This is a genomic window from Variovorax sp. ISS6 (genome assembly GCF_056523145.1).
Genome location: NZ_JAWRZC010000001.1, coordinates 2,720,841 through 2,745,987, shown reverse-complemented (window position 1 = coordinate 2,745,987; position 25,147 = coordinate 2,720,841). Strand labels below are relative to the sequence as shown.

Here is a 25,147-nt window from a genome sequence, read left to right as displayed (position 1 = left end):
AGGCGGGCCGCGCGGCGTTCAAGGCACCAGCTTCCACTGGCCCTTGTCGAGCCGCACCACCACGCGCGAGCGGTCGTCGGAGCCGTAGCGGTTGTCGGGCTTGAAGTTGTAGACCGAGTGCGTGCCCACCAGCTCCTTGGTGCTCACGATGGCGTCGCGCAGCGCGAGGCGGAACTGCGGCGTGCCGGGCTCGGCCTTGGTGGCGAGCGCGCGCTGCGCGGCGTCGAGGTAGATCAGCCAGGCATCGAAGCTGTAGGCCGAGAAGGTGTCGGTCGGCGGCGCGCCGTTGGCCTTCTGGAAAGCGGCACGGAAATCGAGCGCGATCTTCTTCATCGGGTTGGTGTCGGGCAACTGCTCGGCCACCACCACCGGGCCCGTGGGCGCGAGCAGGCCATCGACCGACGGGCCGCCGACGCGGATGAAGTCGGGGTTGATCAGCGAGTGCATGCCGTAGATCTTTCCCTTGTAGCCGCGCTCGGTCAGCGCGAGGTAGGGCAGCGCGCCGGGCGTGCCCGAGGCGCCGGTGATGACGGCGTCGGGGCGCAGCGCGACGATCTTGAGCACCTGGCCGGCAACCGAGGAGTCGCTGCGCGCATAGCGCTCGTTGCTCACCACCTTGATGCCCGCCGCGGGCGCGGCCTTGTTGAGCGCGTCGTAGACCAGGTCGCCCCAGGCGTCGGAGTAGCCGATGTAGGCCACGCTCTTCACGCCCGCCTGCTTCATCTTCTCGACCATCGCGCCCATCATCAGCGGCGCGGGCTGCGGCAGCGTCACCATCCACGCGCCCTCCTCGCCCGGCAGGTCGGCGTTGGCGATGGAGATCAGCGGGGTCTTGGTCTCGCGCGCCACGCCGGCGATGGCCAGCGAGCCCGGCGCGCCGGCGGTGCCGATGATGACGTCGACCTTGTCCTCCTCGATCAGCTTGCGCGCGTTGCGCGCGGCGGTCGAGGGATCGGAGGCGTCGTCGAGCGCGATCAGCTGCACCTTGCGCCCGCCGACCTCGGACTTGTAGGCCTGCGCGGCCTTGATGCCCTTGTCGTAGGGAATGCCGAGCGAGGACACCGGCCCCGACAGCGAGGTGATGAAACCGACCTTGAGGTCTGCCGCCCAGGCGTTCGATACCGCGAGCGCACCCGCGGCCACGGCGAGGCCCGCGAGGGCACGGATTCGGGTCATGACTGTCATGCTTCTTCTCCTGGAGTGAGGGGGTGGGTGACGGGAACTCGGTGGTGGGGATTCAGAGCGCGAGGCTGCCGACGCTGGTGCCGCCGCAGACGTAGAGCACCTGGCCGGTGACGAAGCTGTTGGCGGGGTCGGCGAAGAAGCGCACGGCGCGTGCCACGTCGGCCGATTCGCCGAGGCGGCGCACCGGCACGCTGGCGGCCAGCGCGCGTTCCTTCTCGCTGCCGGCCTCGACCACGTCGTAGAACATGTCGGTGCGGATCGGCCCGGGCGCCACCACGTTGACGGTGATGCCCTCGGGCGCGAGCTCGAGCGCCCAGGTGCGCGCCATGCCCAGCATGCCGGCCTTGGTGGCCGAATAGCTGGTGCGCGTGGCCAGGCCCAGCGCGGCGCGCGACGACAGCAGCACCACGCGGCCGAAGCGGCGCGCGCGCATCGCGGGCAGCGCCGCCTGCACGAGCTGGATCGCGCAGCCCAGGTGCAGGTCGACCAGCGCGTCGAGGTCGGACAGCTGGACTTCGGGTAGCAGCGCGGCGCGGATCACGCCGGCGTTGTGGACCACGGTGGTCACCTCGAAGCGCGACACGAGTTCCTTCGCGGCCGCGGCCGTGGCCGCGCGGTCGGCCAGGTCGACCTCGATGCTGTGCAGCTTGGGATGGTCGATCTCGGCCTTGCGGCGCGCGAGCGAGACGACCTCGTAGCCCTGCTCGAGCAGGTCGAGGCAGATGGCCTTGCCGATGCCGGCGCTGCCGCCGGTGACGACGGCGGTCTTCGGTGCTTCGCTCATGCCGTCGCTCCCACCAGCGCGAGCACGCGCAGCGGGCTGCCGCTGCCCTTCTCGATCTTCAGCGGCGGGCAGATCAGCATCGCGCCCGCGGGCGGCAGCAGGTCGAGGTTGCTCAGGCACTGCAGGCCGTAGCGGCCCGCGCCGTGCATGTAGTAGTGGCAGGGGTACGGCGGGCGCAGGTGGTAGCCCTGGCCGGCATCGGTGCCGATGGCCTCGGAGCCGAAGCCCAGCACGTCGCGCTGCTCGACCAGGAAGCGCACGGCCTCGGTGCTCGGGCCCGGCGTGTGCTGGCCGGTCTCGTCGAAGTTCTGGTAGGCCTCGGGGTCGTGGCGCTTCGACCAGTCGGTGCGCATCAGCACCCAGGCGCCGGCCGGGATGCGGCCGTGCTTCGCCTCGTAGTCCTCGATGTCCGCGGGCGTGAGCAGGTAGTCGGGATCGTCCTTGACCTGGGGCGAGCAGTCGATGACGCAGGCCGGCGCCACGAAGTGCTGCACGGGGATGGTGTCGACCGAGTTGTTCGGCAGGTCGCGGCCCGAGATCCAGTGGATCGGCGCATCGAAGTGGGTGCCGGTGTGTTCGCCGCAAGAGAAGTTGTTCCAGTACCAGCCCGGGCCGCGTTCGTCGTACTTCGAGACCTCCTCGATGCGGAACGGCCAGCACTGGCCCATCTCGGGCGGCAGCGCGATCTGCGGGAACTCGGGCGTCAGGGTCTGGGTGAGGTCGATCACGCGGATGCCGCCGCCGGCCAGGGCGCCGGCCAGGCCCGCGAGGATCTGCGCCGGGGTGAGCGTGGGATTGCTGGTGGTCATCGGGGAGCGCTCCTGTCTCTGTCTGTCTGTCTTCAGCTGCCGCCGGCCGCGAGTTCGCGTTCCAGCACCTTGGGGTTGTCGCGCCAGCGCTCGAGCCACTCCTGCGCCACGTCGCCGGGGTAGACGTCTTCCACGCCGTCGCGCAGCGCCTTCACGATCGCGCTCGCGAGCGCCGGGGCGCCGAGCTTGGGCGGCGGCATGTGCTGGTTCCACTCGTCGTCGATCGGGCCCGGGAACACGTTGACGACCCGGATGCCGGCCGGTCGCATCTCGGCGCGCAGGCACTGGGCGAGCGAATAGGCCGCAGCCTTCGAGGCGCTGAAGGTGCCGTGCGCCGGGTAGTTGCTCAGCGCGTAGATCGACAGCAGGTTGACCCAGGCGGTGGCGCCGGTGGTGCCGTCGGCGGAACGGCCCTTGAGCGCGGGGCCGAACTCCTGCGCCAGCCGCAGCGCGCCGAAGTAGTTGATGTCCATCTCGGCCTTGGCCACGTCGGTGCCGCGCCGCGAGGCGATGCCGAAGGTGCGGTGCACCTCCGCGTTGTTGATGACGATGTCGACCTTGCCGCCGATGGAGCCCGCGAGCTCGGTCACCTGCCGGCCGTTGGTGAGGTCGAGCGACACCAGCGTGACCTGCGGCAGCGCGCCGATGTCGTCGAGGCCGTCGCCGAGCTTCTTCCACGGCTCGGCATGGCCGACCCAGACGATGTCGGCGCCGGCCTTGACGAGTGCGCGCACGATCGCCTGCCCGACCTCGGTCTTGCCGTCGGTCACCAGCACCTTGCGGAACTTGGGGTCGCTGGTCATTTCTCTGAGCATCCTGTCGTCGGCCATGTGTGCACTTCCTTGGTTCGGGAATCCGATCAGTACCGCCTGTCCCGCGCGGTCGAGCCGCGCGCCCACCTTGACGCGCGAGGGCGCCTCGCCGACCTCGCCGTGCAGGTGCACCATCAGCGTCGGGCCGGCATCGAGGTGCACCAGGCCCAGCCGCCAGGGCAGCCGTTCGCGGAAGAACAGGTCATTGCTGTGATGCAGCGTGGTGCTGCTCAGCAGTTCGCCCTCGCCGTCCTGCTCGCGCCAGGCGAGGTGCGGCGACAGGCACTTGTGGCAGGCCGCGCGCGGCGGGTACTGCACGGTGCCGCAGTCCTCGCAGGTCTGCAGCTCGAAGCGGCCCTCGGCCGCGGCGGCGGTGATGCCCAGTGCGATGCGGCCGCGCTGCCAGGGCGGCAGGTTCATCTGCCGCGTGCGCAGCACCGGGTTCTTGCGCGGGGGGCGCATGAGGGGCATGGTCATTGGCTTCTCCCCAGGAGGACGGCGCCGGTGCACAGGCAGCGGTCGTAGGTGACCATGCCGAAGCCGGCCACGAGGCCCAGCTTGGCGTCGGGCACGCGGCGCGCGCCCGCGGTGTCGGTGAGCTGGCGGATGGTCTCGGTCATGCCGAGGAAGCCGCCCGCGGCACCGGCCTGGCCCGCGGACAGCTGGCCGCCGCTGGTGTTGTTGGGAAAGCTGCCTTCGCAGGTCATGGTGTGCGAGCGCACGAAGGCCGGGCCCTCGCCCTTCTCGCAGAAGCCCAGGTCCTCGAACTGCATCATGGCGATCACGGGATAGTCGTCGTAGGTCTGGATGAAGTCGACCTGCGCGGGCGTGGCGCCGGCCTGGGCATAGAGGTCGTCGCGGTCGCGGCGCCAGCCGCCCTGCACCATCACCGGGTCTTCCGAATAGGCGTTGTGGCGTTCGATCGCGCCACGGATCGCGACGTGGGCGAGGCCCAGGTCGCGCGCACGCTCCTCGCTCATCACGAGGAAGGCCTCGGCGCCCGCGCAGGGCATGACGCAGTCGAACAGGTGCAAGGGCTCGGCGATGGGCCGCGCGTCCATGTACTCGTCGAGCGTGAGCGGCTTCTTGAACATGGCATTGGGATTGCGCAGCGCATTGGTGCGCTGGTCCACCGCGATGCGGCCGAAGTCCTCGCGCTTCGCACCGAAGCGCCGCATGTAGTGCGCGGTGATCATCGCGAAGATCGAATTGGGTCCGCCCGATCCGTAGGGATAGGTGGCATCGCGCGCGAAGTTGCTGAAGCTGCCGAGGGTCTGGCGGAAGGAATCGACATGGTTGGTGTCGGCCGCCACGCAGGCCACGACGTCGGCATCGCCGCTCTGCACCGCGCGCGCGGCACGGCGCAGGCACATCACGCCCGAGGCGCCGCCGGTGGGCACATGGTCGAGCCAGCGTGGCGAGAGGCCCAGGTGCTGGGTGACGCCTACCGCGGTGTCGGGGGCGAGCGAGAAGCTGCTGATGCAGAGGCCGTCGATCGCGTCCTTCTCGATGCCGCTGTCCTTGACGAGGGCCTCGATGGCCTGGCCCAGGAACCAGTGCGCTGTGAGCGTGGAGTAGCGTTGGTAGGGCACCGTGACGGGGACCGCTACGGCTACGCCTTCGTAGGATTGGCGGCGGGTCATTGTTTGGGCTCCACTTTGTTCGGCCGGGGGCGCGTGCACAGGACAGCGGGTACTTCCCTCCGCGAATGTCCCCCGCCTTCGGCTCCTCCTTTATTTCGCTGCGGGAAGCACCCACTGCCCTGTGCACGGAGGCGCAGCAGTGGTGCGAGCCGGTTCAACCTGCGCGTCCCAGGCTCACGTCGATGGGGTACTCCCCGCAGCGAAATCAAGGAGGAGGCCGAAGGCCGGGGGACATTCGCGGAGGGGAGTACCCCGTCGGCGTGAGCCCGTCCCGAACGAACAACGCAGAGGATTTCCATAGTCACCCCTGCCTCTTCTTCAACCCACGCGTATCGATGCAATGCACCTGCCCAGGCAAACCCTGGGCCAGCACACGCAACTCCCCGCGCTGGATCTTTTGAGAAGCCGTGAGCGGCAAGGCATCGACGAACGCCACATAGCCAGGCGCCTTGTAATAGGCCAACTGGTCGAGCGCATGCGCCACGATGCTCAGCGCCATGGCGGAGCGGGCATCCTCATTCACCGCCTCGTGCAGCACGATGCAGGCCAGCACCTCGTCGCCGCGCACCGCATCGGGCGTCGCGGCCACGGCCGAACTCCTCACCGCCGGGTGCTGGTTCAGCACGCTCTCGACCTCCACCGCCGAGATGTTCTCGCCGCTGCGGCGGATCACGTTCTTCTTGCGGTCGACGAAGCACAGGCTGCCGTCGGATTCGCGGCGCACCATGTCGCCCGTGTGGAACCAGCCATCGGCCCAGGCCTCCTGGGTCGCTGCCTCGTCCTTGAGATAGCCCGAGAAGAAATAGCGGCGCGGATCGGGGCCCGCGCTGCGCACCAGCAGTTCGCCCGGCATGCCCACCGGCACGTCCGCGCCGGCCTCGTCGACCAGCCGCAGCTCGACGAAGTCCTCGGGCCGGCCGAAGCAGCTCGTGCCGATGTGGCGCGGCTCGTGGTTCGCCATCACGCAGGCAGCGGCACCGGTCTCGGTCATGGCCCAGGCCTCGACCAGCGGGAAGCCGAAGCGCTCCTCGAACACGCCATGGTTGCGCCGGTCCACGCCGGCACCGAAGGCCCAGCGCACCGCGTGCTCGCGGTCGGAGGGCGACGCGGGCGCGGCCAGCAGCATCGCGGGCATCACGCCGAGGTAGTGGACGATGGTCGCGCCGGTCTCGCGCACGCTGTGCAGCCAGCTCTTCGGATGGAAGCGGTCGAGCTGGATCAGGCAGCCGCCGGCCACCAGGATCACCATGGTCGAGAAGGCCATCGCGTTCACGTGGTTGAGCGGCAGCGGCGTGATGATCCGCTCGCGGTCGCGCCGCACCTCGCACACGCCGTCGAGCCCTGCGTACCACTCGCCCGCGCGGATGAAGTATTCGTTGCCCAGCATGCAGCCCTTGGGACGCCCGGTGGTGCCCGAGGTGTAGAGCAGCGCGCATTCGGTGTTCGGGCCGACGGGTTCGTGCGCGCGCGGTGCGGGGCCGCGGGCCGGCGGCACTTCGAGGTCCGAGGCCTGCATCACGTCGAGCGTGGCGCCTTCGCGCTGCGCCGCCGCGCGCAGGTCGTCGGCGCGCTGCGGCAGGCTCATCGCGAGCTCGATCCCGCTGTGGCCGATCAGGTAGGCCAGCTCGGCCGCGCGCATCTCGGCATTGATCGGCACCACGCTCACGCCGAGCGCATTGAGCGCGAACCAGTGGTACAGGAAGGCCGGCCGGTTCTCGAGCAGCAGCCCGACGCGGTGGCCATGGCCGTAGCCCGCGCGTGCATAGGCCTCGCGCAGCCGGTCGACCTCGGCCACGGCCTCGCGCCAGCGGATGCCGCCGGCCTCGATGCCATAGCTCGCGGCCGTGACCGGCTCGACGCACAGGAACTCGGCCTCGGGCGTGCGCGCCGCCGAGGCGGCGAAGGCGGCATGGACGGTGGGATGCGTCATCGCGGTGTCCGTCCGTTCAGATGAAGAGCTGCACCGCGGGCAGCGCCGCGTCGCAGTTCAGCAGGTTCACGCGCTTGAGCGTCATGCGCAGCGCGCCGTCCTGCCACAGCAGGTGGTGGAAGAAGGTGCCGACGTAGAACTGCAGCTCGTCGCCCTGGCATTCGGTGTAGTGGAACTCCGTGCGCACCACGTAGCGGTTCGCGGCCTCGTCGAACTCCTCGACCGTGGGCGCCTGCAGCAGGTGGTGGCAGCGGCTCGGCGGCTGCTGCGAGAAGGCACGCGGACTCTTCAGGCGCTCGATGCGCAGCTCGCGCAGCAGCTTGTCCTCGTACATGTGCGAGGTGTGGTTGATGCCGTCCTCCTGGTCGGGAATCAGCGGCACCCAGTAGAAGGCCTCGTCGGTGAAGAGCGCGTTCCATTCCTCGTAGCGCTTGGCGTCGAGCAGGCGGCACTCGCGCACCACGAAGTCGACCAATTGCTGGCGCGTGACGGTGGCGCTCATCACATCGTCTCCGTCATGTAGCGCGCCCAGCTGCGGTACTGGTTGCGCATCGGCAGCTCGCTGGTGCCGACGGTGGTGGCCTCGCCGCTGCGCTCGGCCTCGCCGTCCTCGAAATTGCGGTGCAGGCTCACCCACTCGTTGCCGCTGGCATGCAGGCCGGCCTGGATGCCGCGGTAGGCCTGCAGGTCGTCGTGCCCCACCACCGAGAACGGCGAGTTGATGAGCCGGCTGTACATGGTGGTGCGCTGCAGCAGCTCGGGCGGCGCGCCCTTGAGGCGGAAGGTCCAGCTCTCGACGATCGACATGCCAGCCGACACCGGCTTGACCACGCGGATCGCCTGGATCGCGCCCTTGATCGTGAGGTTCGGGTAGTAGACCGTGTTGTGGCGCGCCATGCCGAGGATCTGCGCCGTGCGCTCCTCGCCGTAGCGGGCCTTCATCGCATCGTCGTACGCGGGGATCGCCTTGTACTTGCTGTGGATGCTGAAGTTGACGCCCGTGAAGCTGTGGCCGTTGTCGTAGGTGCGAACGCCCATGTCCTCGAAGAACTTGTAGTCCGACATGAAGGGCACGAACTGCTCGATCGCCATCGGCTTGGGCTCGTCGGCGGGCTTGCCGGCCCACATGGTCTTGGCGGTGCCGGCCGAGGACTCGTGCGCCACCATCGGGTGCATGGTGTCGTTGAGGTTCTCCACGAACATCTTCCAGTTGCACTGGTGCGTGAAGCGCAGGCAGCCGCCGGCGATCTCGAGCTCGCCCTCGGGCGAGCGGTCGGCCATGTTGTCGATCGAGCTCAGCGAGTCGCCGAAGTACTCCTCGAACGAGGGCCCGACGTCGTTGATCTTCACGAAGACGAAGCCGCGGTAGCTGCGCACGCCGGCCACCGGCACCAGGCCCTTCGAGGCCTCGCAGTCGTGCAGCTGCGTGCCCTCGTAGCCGTTCTTCAGCGGGATCGACAGCAGCGAGCCGTCGGTCTTGAAGGTCCAGGCGTGGTAGGGGCAGCGGAAGAACTTTCCGGTGTTGCCGCAGGGCGCGCTCACCAGCCGCGAACCCTTGTGGGCGCAGCGGTTCATCAGCACGCGCACGCTGCCGTCGGCATGGCGCACCACGATCAGCGGCCGGCCCGCGATCTCGTTGGTGATGTAGTCGCCGGGCTTGGGCAACTGGCTCTCGTGGCCGACGTAGTTCCAGGTGTTGGCGAAGAAGTGCTCCTGCTCGAGCGCGAAGATCTCCTCGCTGATGTAGAGGTCGCGGTGCACGCGGTCGGGCCGCACCAGCGCGCGGACCGCGTCGGGATTGCCTCGGTAGCTGGTCATGCGTGGACTCCTTGGGTTCAGAGGTCGAGCACCAGCCGCTGGCCCTTGGCGCGGGAGATGCAGATCTGGATCACGTTGCCCGCGGCCTTCTCGCGTGCCGTGAGCACGTAGTCGCGGTGGTCGATCTCGCCGTCGATCACGGGCACGGCGCACACGCCGCATTCGCCGCGCTTGCAGTCGAACATCGGGTCGCAGCCATGCTCGATCAGGCAGTCGAGGATGCTCTGGTCGGCCGGCACGGTGAAGCGCTGGCCCGACATGGCGAGTTCGACCTCGAAGGCATGGTCGCCCTCCTCCACCACCGGCGCGGTGAAGAGTTCGAAGTGCACGCGGTCGCTGTTCCAGCCGCGCGCCTGGGTCTGGGCCAGCACCGCGTCGAGCATGGGCTTGGGGCCGCAGACATAGAGCTGGTCGGCCGGGTCGCAACGCGCGAGCAGCGCGCCCACGTCGAAGGAGGCGCCCTTCGATTCGTCGTCGTGCAGCAGCAGGTCGGTGCCCAGCAGCTCGCCGAGCTCGGGCAGGAAGGCCATCAGCGCGCGGCTGCGGCCCGCGTAGTGCAGTTCCACCGGCAGGCCCTGCGCGCGGCGGTGCGCGGCCATGCTCGCCAGCGGCGTGATGCCGATGCCGCCGGCCAGCAGCACCGCGCGGCCCGCGCCGGCGTGCAGCGGAAAGTCGTTCTTCGGCGGCTCGGCCTCGATGGTGTCGCCCTCGCGCAGCCGCTCGTGCATGAAGCGCGAGCCGCCGCGGCCCGCGGCCTCCTTGCGCACCGCGATCAGGTACTCGGCCGGTGCCGGCTGGCCGCCGGCCGCGAAGTCGATCAGCGAATAGTGGCGCCAGTCCGACTGGCCGTTGCCGAGGTCGACGCGCACGCGGATGTGGGCGCCGGCCTCGAAGCCCGGCAGCGCGGCGCCATCGTCGGCGCGCAGGCGGAACAGCCGGACCAGCGGATTGAGTTCGCGCGCCTCGGCGACGCGCAGGCGAAGGGTCGTGGGATCGGAGGCCATGGGTGTCGTCTCTTCTTCGTCGTTCAGGCCAGCGCGTGGCGCACCAGCGCCGCCTGCAGCTGGTGGCCGTGCTCGTCGGCCAGCGCGGCATTGCGCAGCTCGCGCAAGGTGGCCGGCGCGAGCGCATCGCCGGCGCGGCGCAGGGCCGCCATCACGGTGTCGTAGTTGCGCAGGCCGCGCTCGTGCGTGTCGCTGTAGCCCTTGACCAGCCGCTGGCACTGCGCCACCTCGATCGCGAGCTCGGTGTTGCGCGCGGCGGTGGCGGCGATCTCGGCCAGCCAGGCCTCGATGCGCCGGTTCTCGTCCGCGTAGCGCAGCGTGGAACGGCGCCAGCGGCCCATGCCGGCCACGGTGGACAGCAGCAGGTAGCCGTGCAGCGAACTGGTCTGCACCACGCGGCCCTTGCGCGTGAAGCGCTCGACCAGGCCGCGCGCCCAGCCGGTGCGCATCAACCAGCGGCCCAGGCCCGCGGGCAGGGTCTCGCAGATCTCCTGCAGCCGCGGATGCATGTACTCGTGGATCGCGAGCAGCTGGTCGGCCTGCACGCGCGACTCGTCGCGCACGCGGTCGAAGCGGGTCGCGCGAATCTTGAGCGAGGCCACGCGCGCCGTGTCCTCATAGGACATCCACAGCGCCAGGTGGCGCGCCGCGACCTCGAGCAGCGCCGGGCTGCCGAGCGACTGCAGCGCGGCGGCGCGGTCGAGGTAGAGGCCCGCATAGGCCGGGTCCTGGTAGTCGATGAGGCGGCGCACGCCTTCGAGCAGCAGCGCCTGCTGCGCCGGCGCGAAGTCCTTCTGCACGCGCTCGACCAGCGCGCGCACCGCGGGATGGCGCGGCTGCGGCGGCGCGGCCGGCGGCAGGGCCGCCGCGGGCGCTTCGCCCTCCTCGGCCTGGGCGCGCGCGAAAGCGGCACCGAAGGCGCGCAGGCTGGGCTTCACGCCGACGCCGCCGCGCTCGATGGTGGCCTCGAACTGGGCGCGGCCGAAGGGCAGCACGCCCGAACCCGCGAGCGCGCCGAACAGCACGGCGCTGATCACGCTGCCCGCGTCTTCGGCGGCCTGCGCCATGTCGAAGCGGATGAAGCGGTGCGCGGCGCGCCCCGCATGCGCGAGCAGTTCGCGGCTGTCGACGCGGCCGTCGCCCATCGCGCTCTTCTCGGCGATCGAATAGACGCGGTGCGTGGAGGCGATCAGCGTGGTGCGGTCTGGCGTGACCAGCCCGCGCTGCACCGCGCGGCCGGCTTCCATCAGCTCGGAGGCGAGCACCAGGTCGACGTCGCCCGGCAGCGGCATCAGTGCCAGCACCGGCTGGCCGCCGTCGGCGCGCGCGGCGGCCTCGGGGAACAGCTCCACGTAGTAGATGGTGGCGCCGGTGCGCTGCGCCACGCCGGGCACGGAGGTGGTCTGGGCATACCAGCCATTGGCCTCGCCCATGTCGACGATCCAGTCGGCCAGCACGCCACCGCCCTCGCCGCCCATGGCGAGGATCGCGATCTTGATCGGTTGTTGCGTGGTCATCGGCGCGCTCAGAACGAATAGGCCTCGCGCCGGCGCGCAGCGCCGCGCTGCAGCCAGCCGATGACGGCCCCCCGCACGCGCTCGCGCAGCCGGTCCCAGCCGGTGGGATTGCTGACGATGCGCGCCTTGTAGAACGAGGGGCACAGCACGGCCGCGTGCGAGACGTCGCCGCAGTTGCCGCAGCCCACGCAGCTCTCGAGCACGGTGGCGACCGGGTCGGTGCGCAGCGGATCGGGATTGGTCTTGATCGACAGCGAGGGGCAGCCCGAGAGCCGGATGCAGGAGTGGTCGCCGGTGCAGGTGTCGGCATCGACGCCGAACTTCTCGCGCACCATGCGCTTGCCGTCGGCGATGGCCTTGCGCACCAGCGGCTTCTCGCGCCGCTGCTTGTTGAGCATGCACTCGGACTGCGCGATCAGGACCTTCGGGCCCTTCTCCTTGGTGGTCAGCGCCTCCTTGAGCGCGTCGCGCATGCCGGCCACGTCGTAGGTGCGGCGGATGGTGCGCACCCAGTTCACGCCCACGCCGCGCACCGCGCGCTCGATCGCGTGGCCGGTGCTGCGGGTGGCGTTGACGGCCTTCGACGACAGGATGTCCTGCCCGCCGGTGGCCGAGGTGTAGTTGTTGTCGACGACGATCGTGAGGTTGTCGCTCTGGTTGAACACCGCGTTGGCGACGCCGCTCGTGAGGCCGTTGTGCCAGAAGCCGCCGTCGCCCATCATCGCGATCGCGCGCTTGCCGCGCGGCGCGCCCATGGCCGCCGCGCCCGCGCCGCCGAGGCCGTAGCCCATGGTGGTGTTGCCGATGTGGAACGGCGGCAGGATCGAGAACAGGTGGCAGCCGATGTCGGCGCTCACGTGGTGCGGACCGAGCTCGCGCTCGACCAGCTTCATCGCGCTGAAGATCGGGCGCTCGGGGCAGCCGGTGCAGAAGCCCGGCGGGCGCGCGTGCACGCTGTCGGCCAGCGGCGCGGCCGGCTCGCTCGGCAGTTCGATCAGCGGGATCACCTTGCGCACAGGGGCCGGCACGGGCGCGGCCGGTTGCGGCGCGAGGCGGCCGTAGCGCTCGCAGAAGACGCGCGCGCCCTGCAGCAGCTCGGCGGCCGTGTACTCGCCGGCCACCGGCAGCATGTCCTTGCCGTGCAGCGCGGTGGTCACGCCGCGCTGGCGCAGGATGGTCGCGATGTTCTGCTCGATGAAGTTGGGCTGGCCCTCCTCCACCATCAGCACCGCGCGCTTGCCTTCGCAGAAGCGCACCACCTCGCTGTCGATCACCGGGTAGGCGACGTTCATCACGTACAGCGGGATGCGGCTGTTGCCGTAGACGTCGGCCAGGCCCAGGCGCTCGAGCGCGCGCACCAGCGTGTTGTAGCTGCCGCCCTGCACCACGATGCCGATGTCGTCGGCGCCGTCGGCGAAGAACTCGTTGAGGCCGCGCTCCTCGATGAAGCGCACGGCCGCGGGCCAGCGTTCCTTCACTTTTTCCTGCTCGTGCACGAAGCTCGCGGGCGGCAGCACGATGCGGCTCACGTCGCGCCGCGGGTTCTCGGCCGCCTCCTGCACCGAATAGGCGGCGCGGCGGTTGTCGGCGGCGACGAACTGGCCGTGCACGTGGCAGGCGCGGATGCGCAGCTGCAGCATCACCGGCGTGCTGCTGGCCTCGGAGAGCTCGAAGCCCTGCTTCACGGCCTCGACGATGCTCGGCAGGTTGGGCCGCGGGTCGAGCAGCCACATCTGCGACTTCATCGCGAAGGCATGGCTGCGCTCCTGCATGATCGAGGAGCCTTCGCCGTAGTCCTCGCCCACGATCACCAGCGCGCCGCCGGTCACGCCACCCGAGGCGAGGTTGGCCAGCGCATCGGATGCGACGTTGGTGCCGACCGTGGCCTTGAAGGTCACGGCGCCGCGCAGCGGATAGTTGACCGAAGCCGCGAGCGTGGCGGCGGCCGTGGCCTCGCTCGCGCTGTTCTCGAAGCGGATGCCCTGGTCGGCGAGGATGTCCTGCGCATCGGCCAGCACGTCCATCAGGTGCGAGATCGGCGCGCCCTGGTAGCCCGCGACGTACGACACGCCCGATTCGAGCAGCGCCTTGGTGACGGCGAGGATGCCTTCGCCGCGGAACACTTCACCGGCGGACAGCCGCAGTTTCTTCACTTCTTCGACAAACGAACGCTCGGCCATGGCTTGCTCTTTTCCTGGATCGACGTCACCGTGTGGGCGGTGGCCCGTTCATGCATCACCTGCAGAAAAGCGATGAGTGCTTGTACGGGCCTTGGTACGTATACTGTTTAGAAATGAATCTATCCACAATCATGAATAACCCTAGACACGCAAGCCGCGTGCCACTTTCGGGTCGTTCGATGTGCATCGGGAGAACGCATGGGAAGCACTGAAAAGAAGCCGCAGCGCTTCGTCGACAACTACCTGCCCGCGCTGCTCGCGCAGGCGAGCCAGCTGATCTCCTCGGAGTTCCACGAGGTGGCGCGGCAGGAGGGTTTCTCGGTGTCGGAGTGGCGCGTGATGGCCTCGCTCGCGGGCGGCGATGCGGTGAGCATCGGGCGGCTCGCGCAGATCACCGTGACCAAGCAGCCGACCGTGACGCGGCTGCTCGACCGCATGGAGACGCAGGGCCAGGTCGAGCGCATTCCCCATGAGAGCGATCGCCGCATCACGCTGGTGCGCATCACCCGCAAGGGTGCGGCCAAGGTGGAGCATCTGATGCAGCTCGCGAGCGAGCACGAGCGCCGCGTGCTCGAGCCCTTCGGCCTCACGCGCGCGGAGGAACTCAAGAACACGCTGCGGCTGATGATCCAGCTGCATGCGCATGCGCCGTCGGATGCGGCGCAGGACGAGGACGACGAGGAACGCTGAAGGCTCAGCGCGCGAGGAAGTCGCCCACGCAGCGCGCGAAGGCCTCGGGCAACTGGTCGGGCAGCGGCACCATGCCGCCTTCGATGTCGGCGATGCGCACGCTGGCCGCGTGGCGCAGATGCCGCGCGAGTTCCTGCGCATGCGGCGAAGCGAACGGATCCTCGGGCGCGCGCACGATCAGCACGGGCTGCGTCACGCGATCGATGCGTTCTTCCATGCGGTACGAGGCCACGGCGCGATGGCCTTCCTCGAGCCGCCGGCCGACCTTGAGCGCATCGAGCACGAAGGCCTCGAGCAGCTCGGGCCGGTTCGGCGGATAGAAGCCCTGCCGCTTGCCCCACAGTGCCGCGAGATGGCTGCCGTCTTCGCTGGGCTCGACCTCGTCGATCGGCGGACGCTCGGCGCGCGCGCGGCGAAAGGCTTCGTCGGTGTAGGGCGTCGAGGACAGCACCAGCGCGCGCACGCGCTCGCCGAGCGCGGCCGCGAGTTCGATCGCGATCACGCCGCCCGTGTGATGGCCGACCACGGCGACGCGTTCGATGCGCAGCGCATCGAGCAGCTCGGCCGCGACGCGGGCCCAGTGCGCGATCGAGGCGGGCTCGCCGCCCGCGGCCGAATCGCCGAAGCCCACGGTGTCCATCGCGATCGCGCGATGCCGCGCGCCGAGCAGCGGCAGCACCGTCTCGTACTCGCGCCAGCTGCGCGGCGATTGATGCAGCAGCAGCACGGGCGGTGCATCGATGGCGCCGCAGCTCGCGTAGTGCACCTGACCGACCGACAGATCGGCGAAGGCGCGGCGGATGGCCGGCGTCATGGCAGCGTGCGTTCGGCCGCGGGCCGCCAGAGGCCCGCATGGCGCAGCATGCCGAGCGTGCGCGACAGCACGTCGCGGCGATAGGCCGAGGTGTCGGTGCCTTCGTAGGCATAGAAGCCGCTGCCGCTCTTGAGGCCGAGCCGCCCCTCCTGCACCATGCGGTCGACGATGGCCGGCGCGGTGTAGCGCCCCTTGTCGATCGAGGCCGACATCTCGCGGCTCGCGTGGTGCAGGATGTCGCAGCCGCCGAAGTCGATGAACTCGACCACGCCGAGCGCCGCGAAGCGCAGGCCCAGGCCGTGGCGCGTGGCCTTGTCGATCTCCTCGGCGGTGGCGGCCCCCTCCTCGATCATGCGCGCGGCCTCGTTCATGATCAGCGCCTGCAGCCGCGGCACGATGTAGCCGGGCGTGGGCCCGCACACCACGGGCAGCTTGCCGATCGCCTCCATGATCTCGCGCGTGCGCGCCAGCACGGCGGGGTCGGTGCCCGGATGGCAGCTCAGTTCGACCACCGGGATCACGTAGGCCGGGTTGAGCCAGTGCATGTTGAGGAAGCGCTCGGGCCTGCGCACCAGCGCCGCGAGCTGCGTGACCAGGATGCTGCTGGTGGTCGAGGTCAGGATCGCGTCGTCGCTGCAATGGGCGTTGATCTGCTCGAAGGCCTCGCGCTTGGCCGCCAGCGTTTCCGGCACGCCCTCGAACACCAGCTCGGCCTGCGCGAGCGCCGCCGGTGCCTGCGCGGCGCGCACGTACTGCACGCGCGCGGCGATGGCCTCGGCCTGCGCCGCATCGATCACGCCGAGCTGGGCCAGGCCCGCGAGGCTGGCGGCGATCTCCTGCCGCGCCTCGTCGTGCAGCTTGTTCCAGGCCTCCTCGCTGCGCACGCGCAGGTCGACCAGCGCGATGCGATGGCCCGCGTAGGCGAAGGCGATCGCGATGCCGCGGCCCATGCGCCCCGCGCCGACCGCGGCGAAGCGGACCGGCTCATTCGCCATCGTGCAGCCTCTGACGCAGCGCGTCGGCCGACAGGTCCGCGAGGCCCAGGGCCTCGAAGCTGCGTGGCCCCTGGCGCAGGTCGCGGCCGAGGAAGCCGCCGACGATCGCGAGCAGGCCATGGGCGATGGGCGCGTCGACGCCCGCATGCCGCGCGGCCGAGGCGAGGAAGGCCAGGCCGAGCTCGGTGTCCTCGGTGATGTAGCGGTGGCCGTGCAGGTCGATGTTCTCGCGCCAGTCGCCCGACTTCACGAGCTGCTTGTGGGCATCGCCGTACATCCAGCGGTCGTTGTCGTAGTGGTCGGCCAGCGGATAGTGCGGGCCGCCGTGGCCGAAGGCCTCGCGCACCGCGATGCGCTCGCGGTCGAGCCGGTCGGTCACGGCGCGCACCGCGGGCTGCGTGCCTTCGTTGTGGATGTCCCAGCGCTCGAAGTGCTGCAGCGGCGCGGCATTCATCACCATCAGCGGCGGATGGATGACGGGGCCGGCATTCATCAGCGCACCCGAGAGCGCGTCGCCGCAGCCGTGCACGCTCGGGTAGGCCACGCGGATGGTGTCGATCGCCTGCGCGGCCTTGCGTGCCGGATAGACGCCGGTGGGCAGGCGGATCGCGCGGATCGTGACGTTGACCTCGCGCTCGCCATGCTTGCGCGCCAGGTAGGGCAAGGTGCCGGTCTCGGCCCAGGCCACGTCGGCGCGGTTGCCGGCCTCGCGCACGGTGCGCGCCATCACGTAGCTGCCGAAGGTGCCGGGCGGCAGGAATACCACCTGGCCGTCGACCAGGTGCGGCGCCATGGCGCGCGCGATGAAGTCCTGCGCGATGGCCGGGGTCGGCAGCACGATGAGTTCGGCATCGCGCAGCGCCGCGCCGATGTCGGCGGTGGGCAGCGCGATCGGCACCTCGCGCACGCCGCGCGCATCCTTGAGCACGATGCTGCCGCTGTCGATGACCGGCTGCAGCGCGGCCGCGTCGCGGCGCCACAGCCGCACTTCATGCCCGGCTTCGGACAGATCGGCGGCGGCCGCATAGGCCCCATGGCCGCCACCCAGGATCGCGATTTTCATGGTCGAAGGGTCGAAAAGCTGAGGTTGATGAACCGGCCACCGACGATGCGGAACCGGAATGCAGGACTGCGCGCGTCCAATACATTACTTTTCATCAATTCAGACGTCAATCAAAATCGGCGCCTTCGACTGCTCGCAAACCCCCAATGCAAAAAGCCCGCGATCCGGAGAACGCGGGCTTTGCGAAGGGGAGGAAGCGATCAGCGGCTGGGCTTGAACGCGCGCTTCTGCGCGTCGCGCGGCACGAACACCTTGCCGGGGCCGCCGGCGTGGCCCGGGCCCTTGCGGGGCGCGAAGCCGTCGTTGCGCGGCGCGAAGCCGCCTTCGTTGCGCGGGCCGCCGCTGCGGGCGCCGAAGCCTTCGTTGCGGCTGCCGCCGGCATTGCCGCGCGGTGCGCTGTCGCCCCAGCCCGGCTTGCGGCCGAAGCCGGCCGACTCGTCACGGTCGCGACCGCCGCCGAAACCGGCGTTCTGGCCACCACCGAAGCCGCCGCGCGGCGCGCCGCCGGCCGGGCCGCGTGCATTGCGGTCGTTGAAGCCGCTGGCGTTGGCATAGCCGCCGCCGTTGCCGCCGCGGTAGCCACCGCCGCCATTGCCCTGACGACGATCGCCGCCGCGGCCGCGGCCGCCGAAGTCGCCCTGCGGGCGCGATTGCGGCATGCGCTGCTGCGGTTCCATGCCGGGGATCACCTCGGCCTTGAACTGCTGGCGGCTGTACTGCTCGATGTCCATGATGCGGCGGCGGTCGCGGAACTCGGCGAAGGTGATCGCCAGGCCGTCGCGGCCGGCACGGCCGGTACGGCCGATGCGGTGGGTGTAGTCCTCGGCCTTCATCGGCAGGCCGAAGTTGAAGACGTGGGTGATGGTCGGCACGTCGATGCCGCGCGCGGCCACGTCGGTCGCCACCAGGATCTGGACCTGGCCCTGGCGCAGCGCCATCAGGCGGCGGTTGCGCAGGCCCTGGCTCAGCGCGCCGTGCAGCGCCACGGCGCTGAAGCCGTCCTGCTGCAGGTCGTTGGCGAGGCCGTCGCACTCGACCTGGGTGCTGGCGAACACGATCGCCTGGTTGATGCTGGTGTCGCGCAGCCAGTGGTCGAGCAGCTTGCGCTTGTGGGTGGCGTTGTCGGCCCAGAACAGCACCTGCTTGATGTTGGCGTGCTTTTCCTGCGGGCTGTCGATGGTCACGCGCTGCGGTTCGCGCATCACGCGGGTGGCCAGTTGCTGGATGCGCGGCGCGAAGGTGGCGCTGAACATCATGGTCTGCTGGCGCTCGATGGTGAGCTGGTTGACTTCGGCCAGGTCGTCGGCGAAGCCCAGGTCGAGCATGCGGTCGGCCTCGTCGACCACCAGGAACTTGACCTTGTCGAGCTTGATCTGCATCGAGCGCTGCAGGTCGAGCAGGCGGCCCGGCGTGGCGACCACGAGGTCGGCGTTCTGCAGGCGCGCGATCTGCAACTGGTAGGGCATGCCGCCCACCACGTTGGCGATGCGCAGGCCGCGGCAGTGGCGCACCAGCTCGATGGCGTCGTGCGCGACCTGCTGCGCGAGTTCGCGCGTCGGGCACAGCACCAGGGCGCCGGGCGTGGCGGCCTTGAAGTTGCGGTTGCTGGTCGGGTTGACGCGCTTGGGCCGCTTGGGCGGCGCTTCGCCGCGTTCGGCGGCTTCGGCCGTCAGGCGCTCGAATTCGGCGCGCTCGGCGGCGGCTGCTTCGGCCTGGCGGCGGATCAGCGTGTGCAGCACGGGCAGCAGGAAGGCCGCGGTCTTGCCGCTGCCGGTCTGGCTCGAGACCATCAGGTCGACGAAACGGGCCGATTCGTCGCCGCGGGCCAGCGGGATCACCTTTTCCTGCACGGTCGTGGGCTGGTGGAAGCCCAGGTCCTCGACGGCGGCGATCAGTTCGGGTGCGAGGCCCAGCGGAATGAATCCGTTGGGGCCGCGCGGTGCCTCGGGCGCGTCGGACGTCTGCGCGTCCTGATCGGCGACCTCGAGGACTTCGTTGGCCTCGGTGCTGGCGGCGTCGAGCGCCTCGAGCACGGGCACTTCGGAGGTGACAGCGGAGAATTCGTTGTTGTGAATCGATTGCACAGGCGCGAGCTCGCCCTGCGCTTCAAAAGCGTCGGTCATGAATGTCAAATTTCAAACGCGAGCGCTGCCGTGGGCGGCGCCCCGTTGGTGGTTAAAAACATCAACCATCCAACGACATTCAGCTTCCGGTTCTGAAACCCGAGGCTGCGGCCCTTTTTGATCGATCCATGCGATCGGGCGCGGTGTGCAAGATAGGGAGATGCGGGATATGCCGGCGGGGAACCGATTCTGCTCATGCACGCGCCACTCTTGGAGAATGGCCGGGCACCCCGGTCAGCGAAGCCCACGATTATGACATGCATCGGGGTTTTTACCTAATCCCCGTGCGCAATCGGATATTCGGCCGTTGTTCCGGCCCTCCGAGCCTCAGTCGGTCAGGCGCAGGAAGGTCTCGCGGTAGTGCGCCAGTTCCTCGATCGATTCGTGCACGTCGGCCAGCGCCGTGTGGGCCTGCTGCTTCTTGAAGGCGTTGTAGGCCGCGGGCTTCCAGCGCTTGGCGAGCTCCTTGAGCGTGCTGACGTCGAGGTTGCGGTAGTGGAAGTAGGCCTCGAGCCTGGGCATGTACTTGACCAGGAAGCGCCGGTCCTGGCCGATGGTGTTGCCGCACATCGGCGAGCCGCTCTTGGGCACGTAGCGCGCGATGAATTCGATCAGCTGCTGCTCGGCAGCGGCCTCGTCGACGGTGGAGGCCTTGACCTTGTCGATCAGGCCGCTGCGGCCGTGTGTGCCCTTGTTCCAGGCATCCATGCCGTCGAGCACGGCGTCGCTCTGGTGGATGACCAGCACCGGGCCGTCGATGCGCGGCGTGAGGTCGGGGCCGGTGATGACCACGGCGATCTCGAGCAGGCGTTCCTTCTCGGGGTCGAGCCCGCTCATCTCGCAATCGAGCCAGACCAGGTTCTGGTCGCTTTTCTTCAGGGTGGGGACCGCTGCGGCGGCCGTGGAGGCGGTGGATTCGGGCATCGCGGGATTGTCGCCGATGGTCCTGGGGCCTTGGGTGCGGGGACTAAACTCCGCCCCCTATGTCCTATTCGCTCCTCTTCACCCTCGCCTTCGCCGCCGCGCTGGTGGCCGGCCTGCTCGTGAAGTTCTGGCTGGCCTCGCGGCAGGTCCGGCACGTGGCGCGGCATCGCGGCGAGGTGCCCGAGGCCTTCGCGCAGACGATCAGCCTCTCGGCGCACCAGAAGGCGGCCGACTACACGGTGGCGAAGGCGCGCTTCGGGCTGATCGAGATGGCCTGGGGCACGGCGCTGCTGCTGGGCTGGACCCTGCTCGGCGGCCTCGACCTGCTCAACAAGCTGCTGCTGGCCTGGCTCGGCGGCGGCATGGTGCAGCAGCTGGCGCTGCTGGCGGCCTTCGCGGCCGTCGGCGGCCTGCTCGAACTCCCGTTCACGCTGTGGCAGACCTTCAGGCTCGAGGAGCGCTTCGGCTTCAACAAGATGACCTGGGGCCTGTGGCTGCGCGACACGGTCGTCTCGACGCTGGTCGGCGCGGCCATCGGGCTGCCGATCGCGGCGCTGATCCTGTGGATCATGGGCGCCACGGGCACGCTGTGGTGGCTCTGGGCCTGGGCCGCGTGGATGGGCTTCAACCTGCTGCTGATGCTGGTCTACCCGATGTTCATCGCGCCGATCTTCAACAAGTTCCAGCCGCTCGACGACCCGACGCTCAAGGCCCGCGTCACCGCGCTCATGAGCCGCTGCGGCTTCCGCGCCAAGGGCCTGTTCGTGATGGACGGCAGCCGCCGCAGCGCACATGCCAACGCCTACTTCACCGGCTTCGGTGCCAGCAAGCGCGTGGTGTTCTACGACACCCTGCTGCGCCAGCTCAACGCCGGCGAGGTCGAGGCGGTGCTCGCGCACGAGCTCGGCCACTTCAAGCACCGCCACATCGTCAAGCGGCTGGTCGCGATGTTCGCGCTGAGCCTCGCGGGCTTCGCGCTGCTGGGCTGGGTCTCGACCCAGGCCTGGTTCTACACCGGCCTGGGCGTGCAGCCCAACATGTCGACGGCGGCGCCCAACAGCGCGCTGGCGCTGCTGCTGTTCATGCTCGCAGTGCCGGTGTTCGGCTTCTTCGTCGCGCCGCTGTCGGCGCGGCTGTCGCGCAGGCACGAGTTCGAGGCCGACGCCTATGCCATCGCCCAGACCAGCGGCGCCGACCTCTCGGCCGCGCTGCTCAAGCTCTACCAGGACAACGCCTCGACGCTCACGCCCGACCCGGTGTTCGTCAAGTTCTACTACTCCCACCCGCCCGCCTCCGAGCGCCTCGCGCGCATGCTGGCGACCGCCTGAGCGCCATCTCTTTTCCGTCTCCCCGCACCTCTTTTCGAAAGCAGCGCCATGAGCACCGCCAGCATGTTGAAGATCAAGGACTGGAAGTCCATCCCCCGCAAGGCACTGAGCGCGACCGAGATCGTCTCGGCGCTGGCGCGGCTCGAAGGCTGGAAGCTCAGCGGCGACGGCGCGAACGTCGCGATCGAGAAGACCTACGGCTTCACGAACTACTTCGAGACCATCGCCTTCGTGAATGCACTGGCGATGGTGGCCCACACGCAGGACCACCACCCCGACCTGTCGGTGCACTACAACCGCTGCGTGGTGCGCTTCAACACGCACGACGTCGGCGGCATCTCGGTCACCGACTTCGATTGCGCACGCCAGGCCGATGCGCTGCTGGCGGCCGCGCCCACGGCATGACCGGAGCGATCGCCTTTGGCTAAGCCGGGCCGCGAGCGCCAGCAGGGCCGAGCCTCGGCCGATGCGCTGCACGACGGCCTCGTGGTGGCGAGCCACGGCCGCCACTGCCTGGTCGAGACGCCCGAAGGCGAACGACGCATCTGCCATCCGCGCGGCAAGAAGAGCCAGGCCGTGGTCGGCGACCGCGTGCGCTGGCAGGCCAGCGAGGACGAAGGCACGATCGAGCAGGTGGTGCCGCGGCGCAACCTGTTCTACCGCCAGGACGACATCCGCACCAAGTCCTTCGCGGCCAACCTCGACCACGTGCTGATTTTGATCGCGGCCGAGCCCGAGTTCTCCGAACACCAGCTCGCGCGCGCCCTGATCGCGGCCGAGGCGGAGCGCATCACGCCGATCATCGCGCTCAACAAGAGCGACCTGGTCGAGCCCTTCGAACGCGCCTGGCGCAAGCTCGCGCCCTACCGGCGCATGCACCACGGCGTGCTGCCGCTGTCGCTCAAGGCCTCGGGCGAGGTCGACCACGCCTCGCTCATGCAGCGCCTCGCGGGCAAGACCACGCTGGTGCTCGGCCCCTCGGGCGCGGGCAAGAGCACGCTGATCAACCTGCTGGTGCCGGGCGCCACCGCGCTCACCGGCGAGATCTCGCAGGCGCTCAATTCGGGCAAGCACACCACCACCAGCACCACCTGGTACTGGGTCGACGCGGCGCGCAGCACCGCGCTGATCGACTCGCCGGGCTTCCAGGAATTCGGCCTCAACCACATCGCGCCGATGCAGCTCGCGGGCCTGATGCCCGACATCGCCGAGCATGCGGGCGAGTGCAAGTTCTACAACTGCACCCACCTGCACGAGCCGGGCTGCGGCGTGATCGCGCACGTGGAATCGGCGGCCAACGACGGGCCGATCAGCGCCTCGCGCTACAGGATCTACGGCGACCTGTTCGCGGAGCTCAGCGAGACGCGCTACTGAGCCTGCAGGATCTCGCGCAGCCGCTCCACCAGCACGCTGCACTGCGCGCGCGTGCCGATGCTGATGCGCAGGTACTGCGCGATGCGCGGCTGGCGGAAGTGCCGCACCAGCACCGCGCGCTCGCGTAGCGCGGCGGCCAGTTCGGCGGCGTCGCGCGACGGATGCCGCGCGAACACGAAATTGGTCTGAGACGGCAGCACCTCGAAGCCCAGGTCCTCGAGCTGCAGCACCAGTCCCTCGCGGGTGTCGACGACGTCGTCGCGCGTCTTGCGGAACCAGTCCTCGTCCTCGAGCGCCGCCACGGCGCCGGCGCTCGCGAGCCGGTCGAGCGGGTAGGAGTTGAAGCTGTCCTTCACGCGCACCAGCGCATCGATCAGGTGCGACTGGCCGCAGGCGAAGCCCACGCGCAGGCCGGCCAGCGAACGCGACTTCGAGAGCGTCTGCACCACCAGCAGGTTGGCATGGTGCGGGATCAGCGGGAGCGCGCTCTCGGCGCCGAAATCGACGTAGGCCTCGTCCACCAGCACCACGCGCTCGGGACAGGCGCGCAGCAGTTCCTCGATGCGCGCCAGCGGCAGGCCGATGCCGGTGGGGGCATTCGGGTTGGCGACCACGACGCCCGCGCAGCCTTCGCGCGCGCGATCGGCCATGGCATCGACGTCGATGCGCAGGTCCTCGTCGACCGGCAACTGCTCGCAGGCGATGCCGTAGAGCTGCGCATAGACGCGGTAGAAGCTGTAGCTGATGTCGGGCATCAGCAGCGGCTCGCGCTGCTGGAAGAAGGCGAAGAAGGCGTGGGCCAGCACCTCGTCGGAACCGTTGCCCGCGAAGACCTGCTCGACCGCGAGCCCGTGGCGGCGCGCGACGGCTTCACGCAGCGCGAGCGAGGTGGGGTCGGGATAGAGCTCGAGGCCGTTCTCGGCCGCCTCGCGGATGGCCTGGATGGCGCGCGGCGACGGGGGATACGGGTTCTCGTTGGTGTTGAGCTTCACGAGGTCCCGGATGCGCGGCTGCTCGCCGGGCACGTAGGGCTCGAGGTCCGCGATGCGCGGGCTCCAGAACGAGGGCGCGCGCTTCGCCACCGGATCGATCGCGTCGACCATGGGCTCAGCCCAGCAGCCGCGCGAGCGTGAGCAGCGCGAGCAGCACCATCCACATCACGACCGAGCGCCAGACCAGGCCCACCACGCTGCGCAGGTGGCCGGGCTCGGGCTCGCGGCCCGGCGTGCTGCCGCTGTCGGTGCGACGGGTGTCGGCGAAGGATTCGCCGGCCTGCGCGCGCGGCAGCGGATCGACGCTGGGAATCGGCCGTAGCCGGCCGCCGCCCAGGCGCACGTTGACCGCGCCCGAGGTGGCCGCGAGGATCACGCCGTCGTTCTCGCTCGGAAAGCGGCGCGCATCGTTGCGCCAGCAATCGATGGCTTCCTCGAAGCTGCCCACCACCGCGAAGCCCAGCGCCGTGATGCGCGCGGGCAGCCAGTCGATCGCATGCCAGGCGCCCTCGGCGGCCTGTTGCACCGATTCGCTCGAGGGCTGCACGGCGGCGCCGTTCTTGTGCGCCCAGTAGCGCGCGACGAATTCGCTCATGCGGTAGAAGACCGCGCCGGCCGGCCCCAGGCCGACCGCGGCGAGCACCGAGAACCAGGCCAGCACGCCGAACACGTGGCGGTGCGCGGCGATCACCGAATGCTCGATCACATGGCGCACGATCTCGCTGCGCGGCAGCTCGGCGGCGTCCACGCCCTGCCAGTGCGCGAGCAGCGAGCGCGCGAGCGGCTCGTCGCCTTCGTCGAGCGCGTCGCGGATGTCGGTGAAGTGGTGGCTGAACTGGCGAAAGCCCAGCGTGACGTAGAGCACCGCGATGCTCCAGAGCACCGCGAACGGCAGCCCCAGCGTGAGCACCAGCAGCCAGTGGATGCCGAGCGCGAGCAGCGTCGGCACGAAGACCGCGAGACCCCAGGCGATCCATCCATGGTGCGGCTTGCCCGCGTCGAAGTTGCGGCTGGTCCAGCGCATCCATGCGAGCACGCCGCCATACACGGGGTTGTGCGGGGCCAGCGGCCGCACCTGCTCGATCAGCAACGCACACAGGATGGCGAAGAAGCTCATCCAGAGATGATAGCGAGACAGCCCCGTCGTTCGGGGCTTGCGGGC

General features: G+C 69.8%; 22 protein-coding genes. 4 read left to right on the top strand and 18 right to left on the bottom strand.

Translation table 11 applies throughout. The features are described 5' to 3' along the window. Window positions 1-18: 18 nt before the first annotated feature. The 11 genes from AC1HIL_RS12495 to AC1HIL_RS12445 form a co-directional block, all read right to left on the bottom strand. Window positions 19-1,185 carry an ABC transporter substrate-binding protein gene (locus AC1HIL_RS12495; protein ID WP_057590621.1) on the bottom strand — a complete coding sequence of 389 codons (1,167 nt, stop codon included), beginning with the start codon at window positions 1,183-1,185 and terminating at the stop codon, window positions 19-21. Window positions 1,186-1,237: 52 nt separating this feature from the next. Continuing rightward, the gene (locus tag AC1HIL_RS12490; RefSeq protein WP_057590622.1) at window positions 1,238-1,969 is read right to left on the bottom strand and encodes an SDR family NAD(P)-dependent oxidoreductase; all 732 of its coding nucleotides are present in this window, start codon (window positions 1,967-1,969) and stop codon (window positions 1,238-1,240) included. Next, on the bottom strand, window positions 1,966-2,778 hold the full coding sequence (locus AC1HIL_RS12485; protein ID WP_431512011.1) for a cyclase family protein: 813 nt from the start codon (window positions 2,776-2,778) through the stop codon (window positions 1,966-1,968). Before AC1HIL_RS12485 ends, AC1HIL_RS12490 begins: the two co-directional genes overlap by 4 nt. Before the next feature lie 32 nt (window positions 2,779-2,810). Further along, window positions 2,811-4,067: an SDR family NAD(P)-dependent oxidoreductase gene (locus AC1HIL_RS12480; protein WP_479671903.1), complete on the bottom strand. Its 1,257-nt coding sequence runs from the start codon at window positions 4,065-4,067 to the stop codon at window positions 2,811-2,813. Next, complete coding sequence (locus tag AC1HIL_RS12475) at window positions 4,064-5,233, bottom strand: thiolase family protein (RefSeq protein ID WP_296730534.1); 1,170 nt, start codon at window positions 5,231-5,233, stop codon at window positions 4,064-4,066. Before AC1HIL_RS12475 ends, AC1HIL_RS12480 begins: the two co-directional genes overlap by 4 nt. A 301-nt stretch (window positions 5,234-5,534) precedes the next feature. Continuing rightward, window positions 5,535-7,163 (bottom strand): AMP-binding protein, encoded by a 1,629-nt coding sequence (locus AC1HIL_RS12470; protein WP_479671902.1) that lies wholly within the window; start codon window positions 7,161-7,163, stop codon window positions 5,535-5,537. Between the two features lie 16 nt (window positions 7,164-7,179). Further along, on the bottom strand, window positions 7,180-7,665 hold the full coding sequence (locus AC1HIL_RS12465) for an aromatic-ring-hydroxylating dioxygenase subunit beta (RefSeq protein ID WP_296730538.1): 486 nt from the start codon (window positions 7,663-7,665) through the stop codon (window positions 7,180-7,182). Continuing rightward, entirely contained in the window at window positions 7,665-8,981 is a 1,317-nt protein-coding gene (locus tag AC1HIL_RS12460) for an aromatic ring-hydroxylating dioxygenase subunit alpha (RefSeq protein WP_057590628.1), read from the bottom strand. The genes AC1HIL_RS12465 and AC1HIL_RS12460 overlap by 1 nt, the downstream gene beginning before the upstream one ends. Before the next feature lie 17 nt (window positions 8,982-8,998). Then, a complete protein-coding gene (locus tag AC1HIL_RS12455; RefSeq protein ID WP_296730541.1) occupies window positions 8,999-9,985 on the bottom strand; it encodes a PDR/VanB family oxidoreductase in 987 nt (328 codons plus the stop codon). A 23-nt stretch (window positions 9,986-10,008) separates the two neighbouring features. Continuing rightward, window positions 10,009-11,502 carry an indolepyruvate oxidoreductase subunit beta family protein gene (locus AC1HIL_RS12450; protein WP_296730543.1) on the bottom strand — a complete coding sequence of 498 codons (1,494 nt, stop codon included), beginning with the start codon at window positions 11,500-11,502 and terminating at the stop codon, window positions 10,009-10,011. A gap of 8 nt (window positions 11,503-11,510) precedes the next feature. Further along, on the bottom strand, window positions 11,511-13,682 hold the full coding sequence (locus AC1HIL_RS12445; protein ID WP_261208492.1) for an indolepyruvate ferredoxin oxidoreductase subunit alpha: 2,172 nt from the start codon (window positions 13,680-13,682) through the stop codon (window positions 11,511-11,513). Between the two features lie 198 nt (window positions 13,683-13,880). On the opposite strand from AC1HIL_RS12445, the gene AC1HIL_RS12440 reads away from it, so the two are divergent. Continuing rightward, window positions 13,881-14,372 carry a MarR family winged helix-turn-helix transcriptional regulator gene (locus tag AC1HIL_RS12440; RefSeq protein ID WP_057590632.1) on the top strand — a complete coding sequence of 164 codons (492 nt, stop codon included), beginning with the start codon at window positions 13,881-13,883 and terminating at the stop codon, window positions 14,370-14,372. A gap of 4 nt (window positions 14,373-14,376) precedes the next feature. On the opposite strand, the gene AC1HIL_RS12435 is transcribed toward AC1HIL_RS12440, so the two are convergent. The 5 genes from AC1HIL_RS12435 to orn all read right to left on the bottom strand — a co-directional run bounded on the left by AC1HIL_RS12435 (window position 14,377) and on the right by orn (window position 20,291). Then, complete coding sequence (locus AC1HIL_RS12435) at window positions 14,377-15,186, bottom strand: alpha/beta fold hydrolase (RefSeq protein ID WP_479671901.1); 810 nt, start codon at window positions 15,184-15,186, stop codon at window positions 14,377-14,379. Beyond that, window positions 15,183-16,181, bottom strand: a complete 999-nt coding sequence (locus tag AC1HIL_RS12430; protein WP_479671900.1) for a 3-hydroxybutyryl-CoA dehydrogenase — start codon at window positions 16,179-16,181, stop codon at window positions 15,183-15,185. The genes AC1HIL_RS12435 and AC1HIL_RS12430 overlap by 4 nt, the downstream gene beginning before the upstream one ends. Beyond that, window positions 16,171-17,244, bottom strand: a complete 1,074-nt coding sequence (locus AC1HIL_RS12425; protein WP_261208543.1) for an NAD/NADP-dependent octopine/nopaline dehydrogenase family protein — start codon at window positions 17,242-17,244, stop codon at window positions 16,171-16,173. The genes AC1HIL_RS12430 and AC1HIL_RS12425 overlap by 11 nt, the downstream gene beginning before the upstream one ends. A 200-nt stretch (window positions 17,245-17,444) precedes the next feature. Further along, window positions 17,445-19,367, bottom strand: coding sequence for a DEAD/DEAH box helicase (locus tag AC1HIL_RS12420; protein ID WP_261208561.1), 1,923 nt, complete (start codon window positions 19,365-19,367; stop codon window positions 17,445-17,447). 327 nt (window positions 19,368-19,694) lie between these two features. Next, window positions 19,695-20,291: an oligoribonuclease gene (orn, locus tag AC1HIL_RS12415; protein WP_261208570.1), complete on the bottom strand. Its 597-nt coding sequence runs from the start codon at window positions 20,289-20,291 to the stop codon at window positions 19,695-19,697. Window positions 20,292-20,350: 59 nt separating this feature from the next. Between orn and AC1HIL_RS12410 the strand changes: the two genes are divergently transcribed. From AC1HIL_RS12410 to rsgA, 3 genes are read left to right on the top strand one after another with little or no spacing between them, the layout of a single operon-like run. Continuing rightward, window positions 20,351-21,619: a M48 family metallopeptidase gene (locus tag AC1HIL_RS12410; RefSeq protein ID WP_479671899.1), complete on the top strand. Its 1,269-nt coding sequence runs from the start codon at window positions 20,351-20,353 to the stop codon at window positions 21,617-21,619. A gap of 48 nt (window positions 21,620-21,667) precedes the next feature. Continuing rightward, complete coding sequence (locus AC1HIL_RS12405) at window positions 21,668-22,024, top strand: 4a-hydroxytetrahydrobiopterin dehydratase (protein WP_057590639.1); 357 nt, start codon at window positions 21,668-21,670, stop codon at window positions 22,022-22,024. A 15-nt stretch (window positions 22,025-22,039) separates the two neighbouring features. After that, window positions 22,040-22,993 (top strand): ribosome small subunit-dependent GTPase A, encoded by a 954-nt coding sequence (gene rsgA / locus AC1HIL_RS12400; protein WP_479671898.1) that lies wholly within the window; start codon window positions 22,040-22,042, stop codon window positions 22,991-22,993. On the opposite strand, the gene hisC is transcribed toward rsgA, so the two are convergent. Then, the gene (gene hisC / locus AC1HIL_RS12395) at window positions 22,987-24,096 is read right to left on the bottom strand and encodes a histidinol-phosphate transaminase (RefSeq protein ID WP_479671897.1); all 1,110 of its coding nucleotides are present in this window, start codon (window positions 24,094-24,096) and stop codon (window positions 22,987-22,989) included. The two genes, rsgA and hisC, sit on opposite strands and share 7 nt — an antisense overlap. 4 nt (window positions 24,097-24,100) lie before the next feature. Further along, window positions 24,101-25,102, bottom strand: coding sequence for a CobD/CbiB family protein (locus AC1HIL_RS12390; RefSeq protein WP_479671896.1), 1,002 nt, complete (start codon window positions 25,100-25,102; stop codon window positions 24,101-24,103). Window positions 25,103-25,147: the final 45 nt, after the last annotated feature.